Source organism: Candidatus Insignibacter tubulum (assembly GCF_056790205.1).
On record NZ_CP199715.1, the window covers coordinates 733,031 to 758,559 of the forward strand.

The window sequence follows — 25,529 nt, forward strand, 5'->3', positions numbered from 1 at the left end:
TCATCCCTATAGTAAATAGGGAGCAAAGCCTGGTATAATATAATATATCCGAGAAAAATTATAGGTTATTATCAGTTGATTTGTATTTTTTTACACATCTATATTTGCATAAACAGCATTTTTTTCGATAAATTCTCTACGAGGGGACACGTCCTCCCCCATAAGCATTGAAAATATGCGGTCAGCCTCAGTAGCGTTTCCTATAGTGACCTGTCTTAGCGTACGGTTTTGAGGATTCATAGTCGTATCCCATAGTTGTCCAGCATTCATTTCTCCTAATCCTTTGTAACGTTGTATGTTAACCCCTTTGTTTTCTCCAAACTCTTCAATGATTCTCCTATCACGTTCTTTATCATCCCAGGAGTAGAACTGTTTGCTACCTTTCTTTACCAAATAAAGTGGCGGGGTAGCAATATAAATGTATCCATTTTCTATAAGATTTTTCATATATCGGAAAAAGAAAGTTAATATAAGTGTAGAAATATGACTTCCATCTATATCAGCATCGGTCATAATTATAATCTTATAATAACGTAATTTTTCGGTATTTAGAGCCTTACTATCTTCTGCAGTTCCTATAGAAACTCCAAGGGCTGCAAATATACTTCTTATTTCTTCACTCTCGAATACTTTATATTGCATAGCTTTCTCTACATTGAGTATTTTCCCTCGCAATGGCAATATAGCTTGAAATTCTCTATCACGTCCTTGTTTAGCAGTTCCTCCTGCTGAGTCTCCCTCAACTAGATAGATTTCACAGGCTTTTGAATCAGTTGATGAACAATCAGCTAATTTCCCTGGTAGTCCTCCACCACTCATAGGATTTTTTCTTTGGATTATTTCTCTAGCCTTTTTTGCGGCTTGCCTCGCCCTTGTTGCTAAAAGTACTTTTTCAACAATTTTTTTGGCTTCTGATGGATGTTCCTCTAAATAAATATTGAGCATTTCTCCCACAACCCGATCCACTGCTCCACTCACTTCATTATTACCTAGTTTAGTTTTCGTTTGCCCTTCGAATTGAGGATCTATGACTTTTACTGAAATTACTGCTGTAAGTCCTTCACGAAAATCATCGCCTATAATTTCAACTTTTTCTTTAGATAAAATTCCTGATTCATCAGCATATTTCTTTAATGTGCGTGTAAGAGCTCTACGAAATCCGGATAGATGTGTACCCCCTTCTTGGGTATTTATATTATTGACATAAGAGTAAATGTTCTCATTAAATGAAGTATTGTAATGCATAGCAACTTCAACAGATATATTATCATGCTCGCCTTCCATACATATAACTTCTTCAATTAGAGATTCTCGAGAGCCTTCGATAAATAAGACAAATTCTTTTAATCCTCCTTTCGAAAAAAAAGTTTCCTTGCGAGGAGACTCCATTTCTTTAGAGTTGGTTCTTTCATCACTTAGAAATATAGAAAGGCCTTTTTTAAGAAAAGCTAACTCTCGTAAACGAGCTGCTAGCATATCATAATTATACTCGATAACTTTAAATATTGTATGATCGGCTTGAAAATGTATTTCCGTACCGCGTCGATCTGTTTCTCCTATGACTTGAATTTCATCTATTGTTTTTCCGGAAGCATATTTTTGATAATATATTTTCCCATTTCTGTAAACTTTCGCAGTTAGATAGCTTGAAAGAGCGTTTACGCAAGATATCCCTACGCCATGTAGACCTCCAGACACCTTATATGAGCCTTTATCGAATTTTCCTCCGGCCCCTATTTTAGTCATAACTACCTCAAGTGCTGATTTACCTTCTTTTTTATGAACATCAACAGGGATGCCTCGCCCGTTATCAAGTACCCGAATAGAATTATCACTATGAATGGTCACCCATATTTTATCACAGTGCCCTGCTAGGGCTTCATCTATAGAATTATCTACTACTTCATAAACCAGATGATGTAATCCTCTAAGACCTAGGTCACCTATATACATTGAAGGCCTAAGTCGCACGTGTTCAATTCCTTCTAGAGATTGAATACTATCGGCATTATAATTATTGAGAATTTTTTTATCCATAAGATAGAGCTTTTAAGTGCCTGAGTTAGAAACTTAACTATTCTTTTTTTGCTCTACGATTTTCTCATATCACTTTTTATATAAAAAAATAAAAACTCAGTAAAATTTTTCTAATGGTTATTAGAAAATTTGAGGTTCTATATTTTTGTGATTTTTATATAATCGTATACTTTACTTAATTAGTGTTTTAATATGATTAAATAAACTTTTATATACATTGACTTTTATTTTTTACTCTTAAGTAACACTTGGAATAATTATATCCTGCTAAGATAGCAAGATTTCCTTTGAAGCACAGAATCTTTAGAATTTTATTTTACTATAGTAGTCTTAAAACGTTGATTACTTACGTCTATCTATTTTTTGTTTTACTGGTATATGATTATTTTACTATTTTTAGTTTTTAAAAAAAAAAAATATGATAATGCTTTTCTCCTAGAATATAATTAATAATGATCCTCATCTTTAGGATATTACTAATTAAATATATTAAATAACGCTAGTTAATGCATTTTAGTTCTTAACTCATAGGTTAAGAAAGGCATTATACGATATTAATAAAACATTATTATATACTAAATATCATATCTCTATATGATCTTTTAAAGACTACTTAGTTTTGCTATATATTATAATTTAATAAAATGTTTGATAATTTACAAGAACACCTCGATAGGGCTTTTCATATCCTAAAAGGAAGAGGAAGAATTACAGAAATTAATGTTTCTGAAACTCTCAAAGAAATAAGACGCGCGCTATTAAATGCTGATGTTAGTTTTAAGGTAGTTAAAGAATTTACTAATAAAGTAAAAGAAAAAGCCTTGGGCGAGAAAGTGCTTACTTCATTGCAACCTGGCCAATTAATGATTAAAATCATGCATGATGAGCTCATACAGCTTATGGGAAGTGAAAATATTAGTCTTAATATCTCAAAAACACCTACGATTATTTTAGTTGCTGGGTTACAGGGTAGTGGGAAAACTACTTTTTGTGGAAAACTTGCTTACTTTTTAGCAAACAAAAAACATAAAAAGCCTCTTTTAGTAGCCGCGGATGTATATAGGCCTGCTGCTATTGAGCAACTCAAAATTTTAGGAGAAGGGATCCAAGTCCCTATTTTTGCTTTAGAAGAAAGTAAAAATCCACTCCAAATTGCCAAAAAAGCTCTTGAATATACAAATACCCACTCTTATGATGTTATGATTATTGATACTGCTGGCCGATTATCTATCGATGAAATTATGATGAATGAAATTAAAGCTATTCATGAACATATTCATCCCAACGAAACTCTTTTTGTAGTAGATGCCACAACAGGGCAAGATGCGGTAAATACCGCTAAAGCATTTGATAATGTTTTAGATTATCAGGGAGTGATACTAACTAAACTTGATGGAGATACGAGAGGAGGAGCGGCTTTAAGTATTCGTGCTATAGTGAATAAGCCTATTAAATTTATCAGCAATGGTGAAAAAATGCATGCACTAGATATATTTTATCCGAAAAGGATGGCTGATCGTATTTTAGGAATGGGAGATGTATTATCTCTAGTAGAAAGGGCTCGTGAGCAATTTGATGAGAAACAATCAAGAAAACTTTATAAAAATCTAGCTAAAAATAATTTTGGCTTCGATGATTTTCTTAAAGAAATTAAGAAAATCAAAAAAATGGGACCTATGAAAGATCTATTAGGAATGATTCCAGGTATGGGAAAGATAGCTAAGAATATTGATTTGGAAGAAGATGGGTTTAAATCAGCTGAAGCCATTATTTACTCCATGACACCTCAAGAGCGCAAGCATCCTAAAATCATCGATATAAATAGAAAAAAGAGAATCGCTAAAGGTTCAGGAACAAAATTTGAGCAAGTACAACGTTTATTAAAACAATTTGAACATATTAGCCAATTAATGCGTCAAATGCAAACTCCTTCAGGAAGGGAATTATTAAAAAATGTAGCCCATATAAAAAGTAGTAAAATAGTAGAGAAATAATAAATATAGAAAGACAAATATCTTTTTTTTATGTAAAATTTAATATTTTTCAATTTTTTCATTGACTTCATAGATATAGTTTAATAAATGAATATAATAATATTATGGAAGATATTTATTAAAAGTTCCTTTACAATTTAAGGATAGGGTTAAATATCAGATCCCTATAAATGAGACAAAACGATTCTTCTCAAAGAGATTAGGGTTTTTATTAAATGACAATAGAGAAAGATGTTTAAACGCTTAGATTTTTTATATATTGAGAATATCTATAAAAGATACTAATAATCTATATAGTAATTATTTAATCATATAATTAATAAGAGGTATACTGTAAAATAGATTTTTTATTATATCTAGATAGATCATAATTAGCATAATTATAATCTATTTAACTAAAGATAAATATTCAGGTTTATATATTTTAAATAGTATTTAGATAAAAATAGTTATTATAACATAACTCATCGGTTTAATTTTTTGCTAAACCTGTAAAGAATCAAATTTTAGAAGAAGATATAAGTTTTAAGTATTGTAAAAAATTAATTTAATATATATATGGATAATTTTATTTTATCCTTAGATCAAGGGACTACAAGTTCTAAAGCAATTATTTTTGATAGATTTGGTAAATCTATTTCTATAGCACAAAAAGAATTTAAGCAGATCTATCCTCATCCTGGATGGGTAGAACATGATGCTAAAGAAATTTGGTCTTCTCAAGCAGCTGTTATCACAGAATCTCTAATAAAAGCTAACATAAATGATAAGAATATTGCAGCTATCGGTGTTACTAATCAACGTGAAACTACATTGCTATGGGATAAAAATACCGGCGAACCTATTTATAATGCTATTGTCTGGCAAGATCATAGAACTTCTGATTATTGCGATATACTTAAAAAACAGCACTGGATAAATAAGATTCGAGAAAAAACCGGATTAATAATTGACTCTTATTTCTCAGCTACTAAAATTAAATGGTTACTAGATCATATTCCCGGTGCAAGAGAAAAAGCTCAATCTGATACATTAGCCTTTGGCACTATAGACTCTTGGCTTATCTGGAACCTTACAAATAAACAAGTGCATGTTACCGACATAACGAATGCTTCAAGAACTATGCTTTTTAATATTAATACCCTTTTCTGGGATGAAGAATTATTGGAACTTTTTAATATTCCTAAATCTATTTTACCTGAAGTAAAGTCTTCTAGTGAGTTCTATGGGGTTACTAATATTAGCATACTACCGCATAGAGTACCCATAACAGGCATCGCTGGGGACCAACATGCTGCTCTTTTTGGTCAAATGTGTACTGAAGTAGGTATGGTAAAAAATACTTACGGCACAGGGTGCTTCATGCTTATGAATATAGGCAATAAACCTATTCTTTCTAAGAATAATCTTCTTACTACCATAGCTTGGAAAATCAAGGATGAAATACAATATGCCCTTGAAGGAAGTGTTTTTATCGGTGGAGCGGTTATTCAATGGCTTAAAGACGGGTTGCATATTTTATCAAAATCTTCAGAATCTGAAAAATTTGCCAATTCAGTCCCCGACACTCAAGGTGTCTATTTAGTACCTGCTTTTTCAGGGTTAGGGGCGCCTTATTGGGATCAATATGCACGGGGGACTATAGTAGGAATTACTTGCAGGACTACCGCAGCTCATTTGACGCGTGCTGCACTTGAGAGTATTGCCTTTCAAAGCATGGATGTTATGCAAGCTATGGAAATAGACTCAGGTATTTCTATTGAGGAATTACGTGTCGATGGAGGCGGTTCTAATAATAAACTATTATTGCAATTTCAGGCAGATATCTTGGATACTAAGGTCATTAGACCTAAATATTTAGAAACTACAGCCTTAGGTGCTGCTTATTTAGCAGGCCTTGCTATAGGTTATTGGTCAAGCATTGAAGAAATTAAATCCCAATGGGGAATAGGACATATTTTTAACCCTAAGAAAATGCCTAATCGTGTTCAACGTTTACGTGCTTGGTCTACAGCAGTAAAAGCTACACAATCTTGGAGCTATTATACCAAAAAAATTATATAATTAGTGTTTTTTTATTTAGAACTTGTAGGTACTATATTACTTATTATATTGGGAAATGGTATAGTGATAAACGTAGAATTTTTTCGAACAGAAAGACTCGAGTTCAATGATAAATACTATCGGCTAGGCATTAGCTGTTTTTATTGCCATTATAGTATCCACTTCTTATAATGAAATGCATCTAAACTAAGCAATTAAAAATTGCTGGTTAATTTTTTTTTTAGCGAAATTATATAAACTTTCATATTAGTATTTTCTATACTTTATTTTACTATAACTGAAATGGTATAGGATAAAATATACATAAGAAATTAGACGCCTTAGATGCTTTACCTATAGAATTAGTAGTTTAGAGTGTTGAATTTCTTATAGGAGAAATGTTATTAATCCTATGCGAAAATTTAAGTTTAAAGAATTGTATAATGTTTTATGCCTATTCCTAATACATAATAAGCCTACAATTAGCCTATAACCTGGATCCCTATTTAGGTATCCTCTTCTTGGTATAGTATACAAACTGCTTTATTTATAAAAAATGATAAATCATTTTAAAAACAGTTTGACTATCACTAATAGTTTTATGTTTGCAATTTTTAAATAGATTTCTATAAGATAAATGATTCAGATTACATTTCCTAATGGAAGAATAAAGGAGTATCTATCAGGGATAACTCCATTTGAGATAGCTTATGATATAGACAAAGCATTTGCTAGAAAAGTATTATCTGCTACGTTTAATAAACGTCAAGTAGAACTCTCTATCCCAATAACTGAAGATGGGCATCTTATTTTTTATACTTGGCAAGATCCATTAGGCAAAAAAGCTTTTTGGCACTCTTCAGCTCATCTGTTAGCTCAAGCTATTTTAGAGCTATATCCTAAAGCTCAACTTACGATAGGTCCACCTATTGAGAATGGTTTTTATTACGATGTTGACCTAAATGACGATAATTTTTCAGAAAAAGATTTTCCTAAGATTGAGGCTCTAATACTTAAGCACGCTAGAGAAGCATCAACTTTTAAAGTATATCAGGTCTCCAAACTTGAGGCATTAAAATTTTATAAGAAAAATCCTTATAAAACTGAACTTATAGAAAATCTTCAAGAGGGCACAATTACTTTTTGTCGTCATGAGGATTTCGTAGACTTATGTCATGGAGGTCATATACCAAATACATCTTGGATAAGAACTATTAAAATTTTAAATACTTCAGGGGCTTATTGGCGTGGTAATAAAAAAAATAAGCAACTTACACGAATTTATGGGATTTCCTTCCCCAAAAAGGAAGAATTTGATGAGTATATCTCTAAAATAGAGGAAGCTAAAAAACGTGATCATCGAAAATTAGGTAAAGAACTAGACTTATTCACTTTTTCAGAACGTGTAGGTATAGGTCTTCCTCTTTGGAAGCCTAAAGGAACTACTTTAAGAAAAACTTTAGAGGAATTTTTGACACGTATACAGCAAAAAGTAGGCTATGAAATGGTAATTACGCCTCATATTGGACATAAGGATCTTTATATAACTTCAGGTCACTGGATTAAATACGGAAAGGATAGTTTTAATCCTATGTCTACCCCTAATCAAGGAGAAGAATTTTTGTTAAAGCCTATGAATTGCCCATATCATTGCGAACTTTATCGTTCGCAGCAATGGTCGTATCGGGATCTTCCCAAACGTTTTGCTGAATTTGGCACAGTATATCGATATGAACAAAGCGGAGAACTACATGGCCTGACACGTGTACGAGGATTTACTCAAGATGATGCACATATTTTTTGTACACCTGATCAACTTTTACAAGAGTTCCAGAACGTTATAGATCTAGTCCTATACATCTTTGAATCCCTTGGATTCAAAAAATACAAAGTTCAAATTTCTCTTAGAGACTTAAAAACACCTGATAAATATATAGGCTCAGATGATGATTGGCAAAAAGCTGAAAACGCTATTACTCAATCGGCAAAAAATAAAAATTTACCTATAGAGATAGTTTACGGAGAGGCGGCTTTTTATGGGCCAAAACTTGATTTTATCGTTAAAGATGCTTTAGATAGGAGTTGGCAGCTTGGTACTATTCAGATAGATTATAATCTACCTGAACGATTTAATATGTATTATAAAGGAGAGGATAATCAATGGCATCGACCTATTATGATTCATAGAGCGCCTCTTGGTTCCTTAGAAAGATTTATAGCTATTCTCATAGAACATACAGCAGGAGATTTTCCACTATGGTTAGCGCCTGTTCAAGTAATAATCCTTCCAATTAGCGAAAAACATAGTACTTATGCCAAAAAAATTTTAAATTTGCTATCCGAATTTTTTATTCGAGCTATTATCGATATCCGTAATGAAAAAACAAGCAAGAAAATTAGGGATGCAGAAATATCTAAGATTCCGTTTATGATAGTGTTAGGAGATAGGGAAATGGGCTCTAATACGCTCTCTGTAAGAGAACATAAAAAAGGAGATATAGGGGGTTATCCTATAAAGGATTTTTTGGCTTTAATAAAGCCCCAATTAAATAATCATTAAAATCAGATAATCATCGCATTACAGAAAAAATTTTTAAAAAAAAGATCTAATTACCGGCCTAAAAATCAACAAGATATTCATAGGATCAATTACCGTATTACGGTTCGTGATATACGTCTTGTAGGAGATAATGTGCAGAATGGTATATACTCTATAGACGAAGCCTTAGTTATTGCTCAGGATTTAGGGTTGGATTTAGTAGAAGTTAATCCTAAACTAGATCCTCCTGTTTGTAAAATACTTGATTACAAAAAGTTTCTTTATGAACAAAAGAAAAAACAAAAGCAACTTAAGTCTAAACAAACTAAAGTAACAGTAAAAGAAATACGTTTTGGTCCACAAACTGACGAACATGATTATGAATTCAAGAAAAAAAATGCTAGGAAGTTCTTAGAAGAAGGTTCTAAGGTCAAATCTCTAGTATTTTTTAAAGGTCGTTCTATAGTCTATAAAGATCAAGGGGAGATATTACTACTGCGTTTAGCTCGTGATCTAGAAGAATTCGCAAAGGTAGAACAAATGCCTTATATGGAAGGGAAACGAATGTTCCTTATTTTAACTCCTAAGAAATAAAATAATGTTTAAGCTAAAAACTAAATCTAGCGCTAAAAAGCGTTTTAAGCTTACTGCAACCGGTCTTATAATGAGAAAACATGCTTTTAAAAATCATATATTGACAAAAAAATCTACTAAGCGCAAGCATCGTTTAACTCATTTTTCCATTGTAGAAAAAGCTGATGAGAAAAATGTAAGGAAACAATTATTAGTAGGTTAATCTTAAATAAGATTTCACCTCTTCTATTTTAAAAAGAAAAAATCAATATGCCAAGATCAGTCAATGCGGTAGCTGCAAAAGCCAGAAGAAAAAAAATACTTAAAGCTGCTAAAGGTTATTATGGGGCACGGAGTAAAGTATTCAGCGTAGCGAAAAATGCTGTAGAGAAAGCTCTTCAGTATTCTTATATAGGACGCAAGAGAAAGAAAAGAGACTTTAGAAGTTTGTGGATTCATCGGATTAACGCTGGAGCTAGAGAATATGGTCTCTCCTATTCCCAATTTATGGGAAAACTATCAGAAAAGAAAATCAATCTTAATCGTAAAGTACTATCTGATTTAGCTTTAAATCATCCAAAAGCTTTTAAGACAGTAGTCGAAAAAGTGAAATAATAAGATCTTAAATACATTTTTTTAAGAGGATGCCTCATCATTTGCTTTCATTTCTTTAAGATTTTCCATAGGAATAAATCCAGTATTTTTTAAGATATTATACCAACGATATATCTTCCTCAAATCCGACTTATAAAGACGGGTTTCATTACAATTAGGTAAGATTTCTTTAAAATGTTTGTATAATATCTCATGGTTTTCTTTAATGTTTAAAGGAACCCCATTTTTCTCTTTATCTCTTATTTTTTTTATAATTTCGCTTAGACTAACTTCTTTACCATCAGTAGTATATATACTAATATTTTCAATCAGAGTTACTTTACTCTTAGAAGAGATAGGGAAACGTCTATTATCTGTAAGACATTGAACTATAACCCCATTTCGGGTTTGTGAAATAAGCTTATATAAGCTTGGTTTCCCTGATATGTTAATAATTTTTGATATATCCATATTTTGTTAACGTAATTGTTTATAAAATTTAACTTTATACTCAGGATGAATCATACCTTTCGAAATTTTTTCTAGTTTTTTACTTATCATTTGTCGTTTCATAGGCGAAATATAGTCGATAAATAATTTTCCACCAAGATGATCATATTCGTGTTGTACTACTCTTGCAGGCGCCCCTTTTAAGGTTTCTTCACATTTTTCCCAGTTCTCATTATAGTATTTTACTTGTATGTATTCAGGTCTATCTATATTTTCTCTGATTCCTGGAATGCTCAGGCAGCCTTCTTTAAATTTCCATGAGCCATGACTTTTAATAATTTTAGGATTAATAAATACTCTTTTAAAATGTTTTATGAACTCAAGAGTATCTTCCCCTATAAAAGAAGAGGTATCAACTATAAATAATCTTATGTTTAAACTTAATTGAGGTGCAGCTAACCCAACTCCATCAGCTTGATACATTGTTTCAAACATATTGGAGATTAAGCTTTTTAAATCAATAAAGGAATCTCTAATTTCTTTATTTTTTTGTCTCAATACAGGATCTCCATATAGAGCGATAGGCAAAATCATTTTTTTTTATCCAAATATGTTTGTAAAATTAATATAGCGCTAACCTTATCTATAATCTCTTTATTTCGCCGTATTTTTTTTTTAAATCCACTTATAACTAGAGTATCTTGAGCTATTTTTGAAGTAAATCTTTCATCTACACGTTCAATGTGAATATCAGGGAACTGATCACAAAATTTTTTAATAAATTCTTGAATATCCTTCTCTATGTAAGAAGGATGATTATTCCATAATTTTGGTTCTCCAATTACTACAGTTTGTATAGATTCCTTAACGGTATATTTCTTAAAAAAAGATATCAATTCCTCAGTAGCTATCGTTTCTAATCCCGATGCAATAAGCGATAACGGATCAGTTATAGCTAATCCTGTTCTTTTACTTCCATAGTCTATAGCTAATATGCGTGACAATTCAATTTTCTTTTAAATATGCATTACAAATATACTCGTATATCTTTTGCTTTTTTACTTTTGTAGTAAAAAATCTTATAAAGATGTCAGAGCTGAAAAAATATATAGAAATCGCATGGGAAAATCCTGAAAAACGTTTATTATCTAGAACTAGAGATACAATATATGAAGTTATTTCACAACTTGATATAGGAAAGTTAAGAGTAGCCGAGTTTACAAAGGGAAATTGGCATATTAATGAATGGATTAAAAAAGCTATTTTAATGTATTTTACCATATCGGACATGAAACAAACGGAATTAGGTCCTTTAGAGTTTTACGATAAAATTCCTTTAAAAAAGGATTATAAAAAACAAGGCGTTCGTGTAGTACCTAATGCTATTGCTCGTTATGGGTCTTATATCTCTAAAGGAGTTATATTAATGCCTTCTTATGTTAATATTGGAGCTTATATTGGTGAAAACTCTATGGTAGATACATGGGCTACAGTAGGTAGTTGCGCACAAATCGGAGCACGTGTTCACTTAAGTGGAGGTGTAGGTATAGGAGGAGTCTTAGAGCCTTTACAAGCAGCTCCTGTCATTATTGAAGATGATGTTTTCATAGGTTCGAGATGCATTATAGTAGAAGGTGTCCTTGTAGAAAGAGAAGCTGTCTTAGCAGCAGGTGTAGTTTTAACGGGATCTACAAAAATTATAGATGTAAGTAGTTCATCCGCCATAGAAACCAAAGGAATTATATCCGGTGGCTCTGTTGTGATTCCAGGCACTTACCCCAAATTATTCCCTGCAGGGAAATACCAAGTACCCTGTGCTCTTATTATCGGGAAACGTAAAGAAAGTACTAATAAAAAGACCTCTTTAAACCAGGTGCTTCGTGAATATGAATTATCTGTTTAGTCCTTTTTATTTTCATTATATCCATAATTACTATTATAATAGTAGTTTCCCTAATATTTTAGGGTTTAAATTAGATAAAACTACATCGTAAATCTGATTCCCCTTTTATAGGAATATATTTTTTTTTTAAATGGATCCCTTAATTTACTATCTCTCTCTCTCTGAGAGATCATATGCTTAAGATAATTAATAAGTTCTAATAATTATTGAGGAATAATCTCTCTAATTTTTTATATAGGTAAAAAGATTAATAATATGATATTATTATTAAATAATTATTGGGTTATAACATTTCTAATGTTTCTTATTTATTTTTGATCTTTTAGACAAAAATAAATTCATATTTTTTCCATCTCTAGATATAGATGCCTTTTTTCGATTTATTTAGTTAAACTTTATATATTTTAGTTATATACACATATATTATGTGTTTATATCTTCTCCCTTTAATATAAGGTTGTTTGACTATCTCTTAAGAGATGTAGAGATAATCTATGATTTTTTCTCAAAATTAGATAATCTCTTTATTTTTTTTACAAAAAAAATATTGTTGTTATAATAATCTTAATAAGATAAAAACTATATTATGCTTGATCAATTCTTACAAGAGATTTCAAAAAGTTATGATATTTTAAAGCGAGGAGGTGTCATTTTATATCCTACAGATACAGTGTGTGGAATAGGCTGTAACCCACTTTATATAAAAGCTCTCCAAAAACTTTATAAAATAAAATGTAGAGATCCTAAAAAAGCTCTAATTTTATTAGTAAGTTCTTATCAAATGCTCAAGCGTATAGTTAAAGTACCTAAACAGGCTTGGCAACTTATGGAAGAATTTTCTCATCCTTTAACTATCGTCTACGATAATCCTATAGGTATATTCTCTGCTCTTTCTGCTGACGATGGCACCCTAGCTGTACGTATTACAAAAAATCTTTTTTGCCGAGAACTTATAAATACCTTTGGGGGTCCTTTGACCTCTACATCAGCTAATCTTTCAGGGGATCCTACACCTTTATCTTATAGTCAGATTAGTTCAGATATTTTGGAAGCGGTAGACTATATTGTAGATTTGCCTCAAAAAGATCAATTAATTCCTACAAGTGGTTTATCTACCATTATAAGGTGCTATGAAGATAAACCCTGGGAGATACTACGTAAATGAAAATTTTATGGATTTAACCCAGGCTATTGAGAAAAGCCTATTTAATACTATTAGCCGCTCAGCTTCACAACTTCAACAAGAAGTTTATGTTATTGGAGGGTATGTTCGAGATTTTTTACTCAGTAAAAAATTATCTAGGGATATAGATGTAGTAACTACCGGTAATGGTATAGCATTAGCTATACAAGTTTCTCAAAATCTCAATCCTCAACCTAAGATTAGTATATTTAAACGATTTGGGACGGCTATGCTTAAATATAATGATCAAAAGATTGAATTTGTGGGTGCTCGTAAGGAATCTTACCGAAGTGATAGTAGAAATCCAATTGTTGAAGATGGTTCTATTATAGATGATCAAAATCGCAGAGATTTTACCATTAATGCTATGGCTATTGGTCTTAATGCCTATAATTATGGGAATTTAATAGATCCGTTTGGTGGGTTAACTGATATTCAAAAAAAGGTTATTCAAACTCCTTTAGACCCTTTGATAACTTATTCCGATGATCCACTTCGTATGTTACGAGCTATACGTTTTGCTAGTGAACTCAATTTTGTTATCGAAGCTTCTTCTTTTAAAGCTATATGCCAGAATCGTGAACGTCTTTCTGTTGTTTCTATTGAACGTATTATGTTGGAATTTCAAAAAATTATGTGTTCCCCTAATCCTTCTATTGGGTTAAATCTTTTACATGAAACTGGATTACTTTCTATGATATTACCAGAACTTTGCGCATTAAAAGGTGTGCAAGAAAAAGAAGGATATTCTCATAAAGATAATTTTTTTCATACACTTGAAGTAGTCGAAAATATAAGTAAGGTATCGAATTTTTTATGGCTTCGCTGGGCGGCATTATTACATGATATAGGTAAGACTCTTACTAAAAAATATATAATTAATACAGGTTGGACTTTCCATGCTCACGAATTTGTTGGTGCTCGTATGATTCCTACTATATTTAGGCGTCTTAAATTGCCAACTCGACCTATTAAATATATTCAAAAAATTATTCAATATAGTTCTAGACCTATAGCCTTAGTAAGTCATGATGCTACTGATTCGGCAGTACGCAGATTATTGTTTGATACAGGTGAAGATATAGATGATCTTATGTTGCTCTGTAAAGCAGATATTACTACTAAAAATCCAGAAAAACAGCGCCGTTATCATAATAATTTTCTATTAGTGGAAAGAAAACTTCGTCAACTTGAAGAGAAAGATAGGATACGTAATTGGCAACCTCCTATCTCAGGAGAGGAGATCATGAAAATATTTAACTTGCCCCCTTCTTCAAGAGTAGGTATTATAAAAAATGCTATAAAAGAAGCTATATTAGATGGGAAGGTATCTACCGATCGTGAATCTATATTTTGTTTTATGTATAAAAAAGGTAAAGAATTAGGTCTTGAACAAATGAATTAAATAGAATCGTAATATTTATGTTCCTCTCTTCGTTAAGATTTATGAATTGGCTATAATCAAAATATAAATAAATGATTTATAGAATACGAATTTCTTTGGACACTGAAGAAAAGATTTATATAGATATAAAAGATAATCAGACACTTTGGCATCTTCATGAGGGGATCAAAAGCCCCTTTAGTTTATATAGTCAAGAGTTCGAATATTTTTGTTACGTAGATAAAGATATTAACTTAGTTAAAAAGATTACTATAGAAGATTATATTAATAATCAACTATATATTAGTATAACTTATATAAACATAAAAGAAGCCTTTTCAGGGAAAGAAGAAGTTCAACTTATATACATTTATGATTTTACTAACATGCGATATTTCCTTCTCAAGTTAGTAGAAATTCTAAATAAACCTCCTGTGCTTAATTATCCTCTTACAGTAAAGAGAGAGGGAAAAATTCCATTAAAAAATATAAAAAAGATATTTACTCCTTCTACTAAAGAAAAGTGTATAGTAGAACAGCAGGATTTTGATAATTTTTTTAACTGTCTTCAGATAAAAGATAGCCAGGAAGAATACTATGAGGAAAATCTTTAATCATGGGTTATAAAAATTTTTTGAATTGTAAAAAACATTTAATTCATCTTAAAAAGAAATTTAATGGCCCGTCTATAAAATTTCTTATTATACCTCATAAAAATCCTGATGGAGATGCTATGGGAGCTTCTTTAGCTCTATCTATTTACTTACAAAAATTAGGGCATCAGGTAAATATAATTTCTCCAACTGGATTCCCTGACTTTTTGTATTGGTTGCCAAATATTAATCAAGTAATAGTATTTGCTCAAGAGCGCATGAATAAGATAGAGGAAAAAATTTATCAGGCTGACATTATTTTTCTTATCGATTTTAATACCCTCTCAAGAGTTAAGCCTCTAGATGTTTTTTTACAATCATCACCTGCGTTTAAAATTCTTATTGATCATCATCTTACTCCAGATACTTTTGATTTAATGCTTTCAGATCCTTCAGCCCCTGCTACAGCAGTACTTATATTTAGATTAATAGAGCAGATGGGGCATCTAGATTATATAGATCAAGATATTGCATCCTGTTTATATACAGCTATAATTAACGATACAGGTTCTTTTCGTTTTCCCTCAGTTACTTCTGAGGCACATATTATAGCTGCACATCTTATAGAAAAAGGTGTAAATATAGCAGAGATGCAAGATCGATTATATGCTGTATATACTCCTGAACGGATAAAATTATTAATAAAAGCCCTTAAAGGAATGAAAATTCTTTCTAAATACAATACAGCCTATATGTGTGTAAACTCAGGAGATATTCAAGATCATAATTTGCAAAAAGGGGATACCGAAGGTTTTGTTAACTATGGATTAAATTTAAAGAACATTTCTTTTTCAGTCCTTTTTATTGAAGATTGTATTAAGAAAATTATAAAGATTTCCTTTCGTTCAAAAGGTGATTTTAACGTTAACAGTTTCGCTAGTAAACATTTTCAAGGTGGAGGACATCTAAATGCTGCGGGTGGAATTTCAAAAGAAAGCTTAAAATCTACTCTAGAACGTTTTTTAAATATTTTACTTTTATATAGGGGGCAACTTTTTTAAAAGTATAATTTTTATCTTATTAAATACATTTATAGTTGTTGTTTAATAGCATAATTAATATATTTTTTCTAGAGTAGATAATACTAATAATTTTTAATTAATAGCTTCATAAGTTTCTATGTGAAGAAATTTAATCTAGACATTTTAAAAATTAAAAAAAATATTTTATTTGCTTATGAGTGGATCTACACCTTACTTATTTTATATAAAAAAAATATAACTCAAATAATGAATCAACATATAATTTTTCAAACAAAATTCTTTTCCTATCAGGCGATCATTATAACGGGATTTTCTAAAAATCTCTTGAGAGATTGTAAATATTCACTTGCTATAGCTCCATCTATTGTACGGTGATCACAAGCTAAACTAAGTTTCATAAGATTTCCAGGTATGATCTGAGAATTTTTTACAATAGGTTTTTCTAAAATAGCACCTACTGATAGTATAGAGGAGTTAGGTTGATTAATAATAGAGGTAAACATTTCTATACCAAACATACCGAGATTAGAAATCGTAAAAGTGCTTCCATTCATTTCTTCTATCTTCAATTTACTTGATCTAGCACGAGTAGCTTTATCTTTTACTTCAAAAGATATCTCACGAAGACTTTTATAATCAGCTCCAGCTATAACTGGGACTAACAAACCATGTTTTTCAATAGCTACGGCAACTCCAATATTAATGTCATTATGATAAATTATTTTATCTTCCTTCCATGAAGTATTGATTTGAGGATGTTCCCTTAAAGCCATAGCAGAAGCTTTTATCACCATATCATTAAAAGATATTTTTCCCTCTTTTATACTTGCATTAATAGCCTCTCTTGAGGCGATAGCATTCTGCATATCCACTTCTATTATCAAATAATAATGAGGAGCGATAAATTTAGATTCACTCAAACGCTTAGCAATTACTTTTCGCATAGATGAATTAGGAACTTCATGAGCTTGAGATGTATAACGACATGGAATAGGTATTCTTTTAGGTAAATATTTTAAATCTTGGCTTTCTGGCAGAGAGTATAATTGATATTTTTCTATATCTCTTTTAATGATACGGCCATTCTCGCCACTCCCCTTAATTTCAGATAGCGAAATAGACCTTTCCTTTGCTATTTTTTTAGCTAAAGGTGAAGCTAAAATTCGAGCTTGGGCATTAGTAACTCTATTTTCTATAGAGATATTATCTTTATCTAGAGATAAAGTATATACTTGATCTTGAGTTCCGGAATCTCTTGCTTTAAGAGAAGTTAAAATACTTTTTACCTCGGTCCCTTTAGGTCCTATAATAGCTAATGTACTATTTACAGTAACGCTATGACCTTCAGGTACACCTAAATGGAGAAGATAGCCATCGTATTCTGATTCAAATTCCTGAACGGCTTTATCTGTTTCGATTTCGGCAAGTAAATCACCCTCAGAAACTTTATCTCCAAGCTTTTTATGCCATTTTACTACGGTGCCTTCTTCCATAGTGTCACTCAAACGAGGCATAGTGATTAGTTTTGCCATATGCTTTTTTATTTCTATATTTTTAGGGGCTATTTTAGCTTATTAAATATGGTTCCGATTTTAAATATGACATACTCTATCCCAAAAAGGATAATTTTTTTGCTCATATACCAAGTCATACATGTAATCCACCGGAGGGAAATCTGATTCCTCAGCAAAACGAACGCATTCCTCTACTCTTTCTTTAACTTGCTCATTTATTATATTAAGTTGATTTTCATGAGCCCATTGATTTTTTAATAAAATTTCTTTTACTCTTAAAATAGGATCTTGTTTTTTATACTGTTCGATTTCATCCTTATTTCGATAAGGTTCAGCGTCTGACATAGAATGGCCCCTAAATCTATAAGTCTTAATTTCTAAGAAGGTAGGTCCATTACCTGAACGGGCTCGCTCTATAGCTTCATTAGCAGCTTCAGCTACTTTAATAGGATCCATTCCGTCTACAGGAGCTGATGGCATATCATAAGATAACCCGATTTTATAAATATCTTGTAAGTTGGTACTTCGCTCTACAGAAGTTCCCATAGCATATTGGTTATTTTCGCAAATAAAAACTACTGGTAGTTTCCAAGTCATTGCTAGATTTAAAGTTTCATGAAGCGATCCCTGACGTACAGCACCGTCACCCATAAGGGTAAGTGTAACAACACCTCTATTAAAATAATCATCAGCAAAGGCAATACCTGCCCCTAAAGGGATTTGTCCTCCTACAATACCATGCCCCCCATAAAAACGATGCTCTTTACTAAAGATATGCATAGAGCCACCCATACCGTGAGAAGTACCGGTGATTTTTCCACAAAGCTCAGCCATGATTTTTTTAGGATCTACTCCCATAGCCATAGGTAAAATATGGCATCGGTAAGCAGTAATCATACGATCTTTATTTATATCCATAGCATGCGCCAACCCTGCAGGGATAGCTTCTTGTCCATTATATAAATGCAAAAAACCTCTTATTTTTTGCTTAAGATATAGTGAGCGACATTTATCTTCGAATCTTCTCCAAAAAGACATATCGGTAAACCATTTTAAGTAGGTATCCTTAGTAATTTTCTTCATTTTAAATAACTTAAGTCATATCAAGGAATTGATCTTACAAAGTTAAGCCTTATACCACATTTTCACAAACTCATATTTTTCACAAACTCACATTTCTCTCTAAAGAAGATATACCAATTTTTCAAGAGCCCATTTTCGCGATCCTTTGATTAAAAAATAATCTGCATATACAGGATTTTTTTTAAAAAAATCTTCAAGCGCATGGCTATTATCAAAACATCGTATCCTATCTTGATTAATTCCAGCCATTGAGAATGCTGGGCCTACCAAAAAAAATTGGACTATATCGGTATTTTGTAATCTTTTAATTACTTTCAAATGTTCCCAATATGAATAAATACCTAGTTCAAGCATATCGCCTAATATGGCAATTTTATTTCCTCTTAGACATTCAAAATGAGCAATGGCTGCTTCCATACTACTTGGGTTAGCATTATAAGCATCTAAAAATATATGCGATGACCCCTTTTTTAAAAACTCAAAACGGTTATTGTATGGATAATAGCTTTCAAGAGATATTTTGATTTCCTCAATAGGAACTTTAAAATAATCAGCAATAGCTATTGCTGCAGAAAGATTTGTAAAATTATGAATTCCATATATATTACTTTGAATAAGCATTTGATTAAAAATTAAAGATACCCCCCTATCGGTATTTTTTAAAAACTCTATTTTTACACCTATACTTTTAGTTTTAGAAAAAAAACAACGTGAAAGACCCTCGCTCCTTTGCATTTGTAGGGGATCATCAGCACAGACAAAAGCTATTTTTTCATGTTTTTTTAAATAGTCATAAAGTTCAGATTTAGCTCTAATAACTCCTTCCTTACTTTTAAATCCTTCGAGATGTGCACTACCAAAATTGGTAATATACCCATAATTGGGTTGTACAATGTTACATAGTGTTTTAATTTCACCAGGGTGATTAGCTCCAATTTCAATCACCGCTATTTCATGAGTTTTACAAAGCTTTAAAAGAGTAAGTGGTAATCCAATATGATTATTTAAATTACCTTCAGTAAAAAGAGTTTTATATTTTCTTGAAATCGCTGTTGCTACTAACTCCTTAGTAGTAGTTTTACCATTACTCCCAACAATAGCAATTACTGGAATATGGAAATGGGTCCGATGATAACTAGCGAGTTGCTGTAGAGCATAGACTGCATTTTTAACATAAAATATTTTCTCTTGGGAAGAGAACGTAAGATAAATATTATCTGTAATGATTGCATGAGCATCTTTAGAAAGTACTTCTTCTATAAAATCGTTTCCATCAAATCTATTCCCTCTTAAAGCAAAGAATAAACTTCCTTTTATTACATATCTACTGTCTATAAAGACTGATTTACTTTTTAAGAAAAGTTTATATAAAATATTTATATTAGTATACATGCTAACAAAATAAAATGATTAAAAATCAATTAGTGGTATAGATTTTTTCTTTCTATATATATTATATATTTCACTTGTCTAACTATATCATATTAATTTGGATATTTTATGATCAAAATATTGCTTATTGCAATATACTTGAAAGAAAGTTTTTCTTCCACATTTAGATAATTATTTTAATAAATGGCAATTATCTATCTCAAAGAGATACAATATTTTATCTATTCCTATATAAAGCCAAAATTATAAGGCATGTAAATTATATGTTAAAATTCCTAACAAAAAATTAGGAATAGCCTTAGTCATTTCTATTATACTCTTCTATACCCTTAGAAAAAAGGGTTAGATCCAGGTTTTAAAATTGAGATTTTATAAAATGAGGTTTTTTGTGTATATGTAAGAAAAGAATATATTATTAGATCATTTTTTTTATGTTTTTTATAATTGGTAAATAGTTTAAAAGAATTCTAGATCCTATCTAAAATTATAAAATGAAATTTATTTTAATATTACTTAATATTAAGTCTTTATTACAATATAATTTCTCTTTGATATTTAAGAATAATTATTATCCTTAATTTGTTATGTTATATACTAATAGCTCTGATAATTGATGATAGATAGAGTACATTCTTAATTATAAGAGTGATTCTTATACTAAGTATAGATTACGCTAAATAATATGTTAACGGAATTGATGTATTTAATAATTTAAAAAAAATCTCTTCTTAAGAGAAAAAAATATAGTACTAGTATAAATATTTTTACGTTTCCTTTTAGAGGATAAGAAAAGTAACTATAAAAATAGATTTTTCCTATATAGGAAGAATTTCATCTCCAATGATTTTTAAAAATTCTATAAATTAACTATTAACAGTCAACTTTTATTTATCTACTATTCAAAATAGATAAATATACAAAAGTTTATAAATGACAATATTTATTGTAAAATATGATCGAACTCATCAGATAAAAAGAAATGTTAAATAAGCTCTTAATAGCATAAGAACATATATAATTATGAAACAATTTAATATAAGGGTATATGGAATACTTAAGGAAGTAGGAAAAATTTTATTGCTTGAAGAACCTTATGCTGGTAAAATGCTTATTAAGTTCCCAGGAGGTGGCCTTGAATTCGGTGAAGGTCCTAAAGAAACCATTCAAAGAGAATTCCTTGAAGAATTAAATTTGAAAATAAAGATTGACCAACATCTTTATACGACTGATTTTTTCCAACCTTCATCCTTTATAAAAAATGAACAACTCATATCTGTATATTATAAAGTTTATACACATAATATAAATGCGTTACAGATAATGGAAAATAGAATACAAAAACTTCACTGGATAGCCCTGAAAGATTTAAGAGAAGATATGATGACGCTCGAAGTGGATAAAAAAGTGATTGAACTTTTAAAAGTCATTTAATAAAGTAAAGGATATTTTTGTGGGATTGCCTTATGCATTAAGGCGTAAACAGCTTCCACTACATCTTCAACTGAAGGCTTTGAAAAGTAATTACCATCAGATCCATAAGCTGGGCGATGTTCTTGAGCAGTAATAGTGATAGGTTGACTATCTAATTGATAATAACCATCTTGCTCTTGTAATATCTTTTGCAAGATATAAGCTGATGCACCTCCTGGGACATCTTCGTCAATAACAGCTAGACGATGAGTTTTCTGTAAACTTTTGACAATATCATGCGAGAGGTCAAAGGGAATTAACGACTGAACATCAATAACTTCAGCCGCTATACCCTTTTGACCTAATTCATCTGCAGCATCCATAACAATATGCCAAGTAGAACCATAACTAACTAAAGTTATATCTTCTCCTAACCTAGTACACTCAATTTGTCCTACAGGTGTTTTAAATTCCCCTATATTTTCAGGAATTTTTTCTTTGGCACGATACGCATTAAGACATTCAATAACAAGCGCTGGATCATCTGCTTCCATAAGCATATTATAAAAACCAGCTGCTTTGGTCATATTACGTGGAACAAGAAATAACATCCCTCGCAAAAAATTTATAATTCCCCCGATTAAAGAGCCTGAGTGCCAAATACCCTCTAAACGATGTCCACGCGTGCGGACTATGATAGGTGTTTTTTGTTTCCCTTTAGTACGATATTGCATAGTAGCTATATCATCACTCATTAATTGAAGTGCATATAATATATAATCGAGGTACTGTATTTCAACAATAGGGCGTAATCCTCGCATAGAGAGCCCAATTCCTTGTCCAATCATACTAGCCTCACGTATTCCTGTATCTCCTACACGCATCTCACCATATTTAATCTGAAGACCTTCTAACCCTTGGTTGACATCACCCATCTTACCTACATCTTGACCAAGAATTAGTAGTTGAGGATACTTTTTAAGTAAAAAATCAAAATTATCTCTTAAAATAATACGAGCATCTAATTCCATAGATGTGCTAGAATAAACAGGAGCAACTCCTTGAATCCTAGAAGCCGATAGACTTGATCGACTATAGAGATAAGAGGAATAATTTTCTTTTTCTATTTTTAGATTTTCTTGATACCATCTAATAAGAGGTAACTTTTTATCAACAGAAACATAAGAAGTTAGATAAATAGCCTTACGGATTGCAGAAAATAACCCTTTTTTACTAGGATGTATTATTGAATCTAGTTTTTTTAAAATCGACGATAGTATCTTTTTGTTATGGTTATCAGAAACTTGTTCATAAAAATCTTTTATTAACTTTAAAACTGTATTTTTAGAACTGATAAAGGGTTCTTGAAAAGCAATCCAAGCATTTTTTTGTTCCTGTCTAACATATGCTTTAGCATCTATCTCTATCTGGTTAAGTACTTCACAAGTAGTTATTTTAAATGATTGTTCATTATTTATAAGTTCAAAATCAAGAATCCATTGACGAAATTTTTTTAAACAATCATGAGAACGTTCCCATTCAAGACGTTTAGAAGATTTATAGCGTTCATGAGAGCCTGATGTCGAATGTCCTTGAGGCTGAGTAAGCTGGGTAACATGGATCAATACAGGTACGTGTTTTTCGCGAGCGATCTTTTCAGCACATTCATATGTTTCAACTAAAGCAACGTAATCCCATCCTTTTACAGAAAATATTTCAAAACCCCGCTCAGAACTTGTACGTTTAAAGCCTCTTAACATTTGAGAAAAACTTTTTTTAATGTTGTGATATTTTCCAGGAACTGAAATTCCATAGTGATCATCCCATATTGAAATAATCATAGGAACTTCAAGAACACCTGCGGCATTAAAAGTTTCCCAGAACAAACCTTCAGAGGTACTTGCATTGCCGATAGTTCCAAAAGCAATTTCATTACCATCATTCGAAAAAAGCAGCGAATGAGATTTTAAAGAAGGAGAATTTTTATAAATTTTTGAAGCCTGAGCTAATCCGAGTAATCTTGGAATCTGAGAAGCTAGAGGAGAAATATCAGAAATCGAGTTTTTCTGTTTTGAAAGTATTAGCCAATGGCCTTTTTCATCTAATAAAGGCGTACCGAAATGACTCGTCATCATTCTTCCAGAAGATGAGGGCTCTACTTTAGAATCGGTATGTGCATAGAGTTGAGCAAAAAAGGCCTTTACCTTAAGGGCCCCTATAGCTATCATAAAAGTTTGATCACGATAATATCCTGATCTAAAGTCTCCTTCTTTGAAAACACGGGCCATTGCTAGTTGTGGTAATTCTTTACCATCGCCAAATATTCCAAATTTACTTTTGCCGTTTAAAACTTCCTTACGCCCAAGAAGACTCATTTCTCTACTAGTGCAAGCGAGTAGATAATCGTTTAATACTGATTGACGAAATTCTTCAAAAGATAAATTATTATAGATTGGTAGTTCTTCTGATCGCATTAAAAATATTTTACTATATTAAAAGTAATCGAATTTAATAATTCGATAAAAGATCTATCATAGATTTATAAAATTTTATACTAAACTAGTTTATCCCTTAAATATAAGCCATACGTTTCTACACTTACTCCTATAATTTAAATTCCCCGATTATAGGGATTAGTTATTAAAAAAAAGAATATCATAGAAAAACTTATAAAGCTCTTAAATAAGGTAAAGGCCATTGTGTTTTCACACCAAGCTCTCGCGCAGCCTGTAAAGGAAAATAAGGTTCTCGTAAGAGCTTCCTACCTAAAAAGATAAGATCAGCCTGTTTTTTTAAAAGTATTTCTTCAGCCTGAAAGGCTTGATCAATAAAACCAACAGCAGAAGTCAGTATTCCTACTTGATGTTTAATACATTCTGAAAAAGGAACTTGATAAGCCGGTCCTAAAGGGGCATCAACATTAGAAAATACTCCACCAGACGAACAGTCTATTAGATCTACTCCTCTTTGAGAAAGTATATCAGATAAGCGCAAACTATTCTCTATTGTCCAACTATCCTTTTTATAATCCACCGTGGAAATTCTCACAAAGAGAGGTTGGTTTTTTGACCATACTTTTTGTATTTTATCAATGACTTGAAGGAGAAAAGAAATACGATTATCAAAAGAACCTCCATATTTATCTAATCTAATATTCGTTATAGGAGAAAGAAATGTATTAAGCAAATATCCGTGTGCAGCATGAATTTCTATAATTTCAAACCCAGCTTGTTGCGCTCTAAGAGCAGCCGATTTAAAATCGTCTAAAATTTTTAAAATATCACTTTCTCTAATTTCTCTAGGTATACGATCGTTTTTATAGAAAGGGATAGGAGAAGGCGCAAGCGTTTCCCAGCCTTTCTGAGCTAAAGTTAGCTGTTTCCCGCCATTCCAGGGAAGATCGCAAGAGGCCTTCCGTCCAGCATGTGCTAGTTGTATAGCAGGAATAACTCCTTGTTCTTTAAGAAAATTTGTTATCTTTAAAAGACCTTCTATATGCTCATCTTCCCATATACCCAAATCCCCATGAGTAATACGGCCCTCAGGCGAAATAGCAGTGGCCTCTAGAACAATAGAACTGATCCCTCCAATAGCACGAGTGCCGTAATGAGTAAAATGCCAAGAGCTAGCCCTACCTTCTTTGGCCATATACATACACATAGGTGATTGAACTAAACGATTTTTCAATCGAACATTTTTTATTTGCAAAGGAGTAAATAAAATAGACATAACAGAAATTTTTAATAAAAAAATAAGATTATTTAACTTTTTTTTAAAAAGTCTCATAAAAAAAA

The 25,529-nt window shown here is 31.3% G+C and carries 21 protein-coding genes; 12 read left to right on the forward strand and 9 right to left on the reverse strand.

Translation table 11 applies throughout. The annotated features are described in order from the left end of the window. Positions 1-90: 90 nt before the first annotated feature. Positions 91-2,037, reverse strand: coding sequence for a DNA topoisomerase (ATP-hydrolyzing) subunit B (gene gyrB, locus ACUBP5_RS03105; protein ID WP_482168187.1), 1,947 nt, complete (start codon positions 2,035-2,037; stop codon positions 91-93). A 644-nt stretch (positions 2,038-2,681) separates the two neighbouring features. Between gyrB and ffh the strand changes: the two genes are divergently transcribed. From ffh to rplT, 6 genes are all read left to right on the forward strand, one after another. Next, entirely contained in the window at positions 2,682-4,031 is a 1,350-nt protein-coding gene (gene ffh / locus ACUBP5_RS03110) for a signal recognition particle protein (RefSeq protein WP_482168188.1), read from the forward strand. Positions 4,032-4,589: 558 nt separating this feature from the next. Next, the gene (gene glpK, locus ACUBP5_RS03115; protein WP_482168189.1) at positions 4,590-6,095 is read left to right on the forward strand and encodes a glycerol kinase GlpK; all 1,506 of its coding nucleotides are present in this window, start codon (positions 4,590-4,592) and stop codon (positions 6,093-6,095) included. A 616-nt stretch (positions 6,096-6,711) separates the two neighbouring features. Further along, positions 6,712-8,634, forward strand: a complete 1,923-nt coding sequence (thrS, locus tag ACUBP5_RS03120; RefSeq protein ID WP_482168190.1) for a threonine--tRNA ligase — start codon at positions 6,712-6,714, stop codon at positions 8,632-8,634. Between the two features lie 75 nt (positions 8,635-8,709). Next, the gene (gene infC, locus ACUBP5_RS03125; protein WP_482168616.1) at positions 8,710-9,207 is read left to right on the forward strand and encodes a translation initiation factor IF-3; all 498 of its coding nucleotides are present in this window, start codon (positions 8,710-8,712) and stop codon (positions 9,205-9,207) included. Between the two features lie 4 nt (positions 9,208-9,211). Beyond that, the gene (gene rpmI, locus ACUBP5_RS03130) at positions 9,212-9,409 is read left to right on the forward strand and encodes a 50S ribosomal protein L35 (protein ID WP_482168191.1); all 198 of its coding nucleotides are present in this window, start codon (positions 9,212-9,214) and stop codon (positions 9,407-9,409) included. Positions 9,410-9,456: 47 nt separating this feature from the next. Further along, on the forward strand, positions 9,457-9,801 hold the full coding sequence (gene rplT / locus ACUBP5_RS03135) for a 50S ribosomal protein L20 (RefSeq protein ID WP_482168192.1): 345 nt from the start codon (positions 9,457-9,459) through the stop codon (positions 9,799-9,801). A 21-nt stretch (positions 9,802-9,822) separates the two neighbouring features. Here rplT and ACUBP5_RS03140 read toward each other — a convergent pair whose 3' ends face one another. From ACUBP5_RS03140 to ruvX, 3 genes are read right to left on the reverse strand one after another with little or no spacing between them, the layout of a single operon-like run. Next, positions 9,823-10,251: a DUF5606 family protein gene (locus tag ACUBP5_RS03140; protein ID WP_482168193.1), complete on the reverse strand. Its 429-nt coding sequence runs from the start codon at positions 10,249-10,251 to the stop codon at positions 9,823-9,825. 6 nt (positions 10,252-10,257) lie between these two features. Continuing rightward, a complete protein-coding gene (gene def, locus ACUBP5_RS03145; protein ID WP_482168194.1) occupies positions 10,258-10,824 on the reverse strand; it encodes a peptide deformylase in 567 nt (188 codons plus the stop codon). Next, positions 10,821-11,234: a Holliday junction resolvase RuvX gene (ruvX, locus tag ACUBP5_RS03150; RefSeq protein ID WP_482168195.1), complete on the reverse strand. Its 414-nt coding sequence runs from the start codon at positions 11,232-11,234 to the stop codon at positions 10,821-10,823. The genes def and ruvX overlap by 4 nt, the downstream gene beginning before the upstream one ends. 83 nt (positions 11,235-11,317) lie before the next feature. Here ruvX and ACUBP5_RS03155 point away from each other — a divergent pair, with 83 nt between their 5' ends. From ACUBP5_RS03155 to ACUBP5_RS03175, 5 genes are all read left to right on the forward strand, one after another. After that, a complete protein-coding gene (locus ACUBP5_RS03155) occupies positions 11,318-12,133 on the forward strand; it encodes a 2,3,4,5-tetrahydropyridine-2,6-dicarboxylate N-succinyltransferase (RefSeq protein ID WP_482168196.1) in 816 nt (271 codons plus the stop codon). A gap of 586 nt (positions 12,134-12,719) precedes the next feature. Next, positions 12,720-13,298 (forward strand): L-threonylcarbamoyladenylate synthase, encoded by a 579-nt coding sequence (locus tag ACUBP5_RS03160; protein ID WP_482168197.1) that lies wholly within the window; start codon positions 12,720-12,722, stop codon positions 13,296-13,298. A gap of 7 nt (positions 13,299-13,305) precedes the next feature. Continuing rightward, positions 13,306-14,721: a CCA tRNA nucleotidyltransferase gene (locus ACUBP5_RS03165; RefSeq protein ID WP_482168198.1), complete on the forward strand. Its 1,416-nt coding sequence runs from the start codon at positions 13,306-13,308 to the stop codon at positions 14,719-14,721. A 71-nt stretch (positions 14,722-14,792) separates the two neighbouring features. Then, a complete protein-coding gene (locus ACUBP5_RS03170; RefSeq protein ID WP_482168199.1) occupies positions 14,793-15,314 on the forward strand; it encodes an IS1096 element passenger TnpR family protein in 522 nt (173 codons plus the stop codon). Between the two features lie 2 nt (positions 15,315-15,316). Further along, positions 15,317-16,354 (forward strand): DHH family phosphoesterase, encoded by a 1,038-nt coding sequence (locus tag ACUBP5_RS03175; RefSeq protein ID WP_482168200.1) that lies wholly within the window; start codon positions 15,317-15,319, stop codon positions 16,352-16,354. 269 nt (positions 16,355-16,623) lie between these two features. Here the strand turns inward: ACUBP5_RS03175 and ACUBP5_RS03180 are convergent, their stop codons facing one another. From ACUBP5_RS03180 to ACUBP5_RS03190, 3 genes are all read right to left on the reverse strand, one after another. Continuing rightward, positions 16,624-17,868, reverse strand: a complete 1,245-nt coding sequence (locus ACUBP5_RS03180; protein ID WP_482168201.1) for a dihydrolipoamide acetyltransferase family protein — start codon at positions 17,866-17,868, stop codon at positions 16,624-16,626. A gap of 60 nt (positions 17,869-17,928) precedes the next feature. Then, on the reverse strand, positions 17,929-18,933 hold the full coding sequence (gene pdhA, locus ACUBP5_RS03185; protein WP_482168202.1) for a pyruvate dehydrogenase (acetyl-transferring) E1 component subunit alpha: 1,005 nt from the start codon (positions 18,931-18,933) through the stop codon (positions 17,929-17,931). 99 nt (positions 18,934-19,032) lie between these two features. Then, entirely contained in the window at positions 19,033-20,325 is a 1,293-nt protein-coding gene (locus tag ACUBP5_RS03190) for a UDP-N-acetylmuramoyl-tripeptide--D-alanyl-D-alanine ligase (RefSeq protein WP_482168203.1), read from the reverse strand. A gap of 1,020 nt (positions 20,326-21,345) precedes the next feature. Here ACUBP5_RS03190 and ACUBP5_RS03195 point away from each other — a divergent pair. Next, a complete protein-coding gene (locus ACUBP5_RS03195) occupies positions 21,346-21,756 on the forward strand; it encodes an NUDIX domain-containing protein (RefSeq protein ID WP_482168204.1) in 411 nt (136 codons plus the stop codon). Here the strand turns inward: ACUBP5_RS03195 and ACUBP5_RS03200 are convergent. After that, entirely contained in the window at positions 21,753-24,209 is a 2,457-nt protein-coding gene (locus tag ACUBP5_RS03200) for an alpha-ketoacid dehydrogenase subunit alpha/beta (protein WP_482168205.1), read from the reverse strand. The two genes, ACUBP5_RS03195 and ACUBP5_RS03200, sit on opposite strands and share 4 nt — an antisense overlap. Before the next feature lie 193 nt (positions 24,210-24,402). Beyond that, the gene (locus tag ACUBP5_RS03205; RefSeq protein WP_482168206.1) at positions 24,403-25,464 is read right to left on the reverse strand and encodes an NADH:flavin oxidoreductase/NADH oxidase; all 1,062 of its coding nucleotides are present in this window, start codon (positions 25,462-25,464) and stop codon (positions 24,403-24,405) included. Positions 25,465-25,529: the final 65 nt, after the last annotated feature.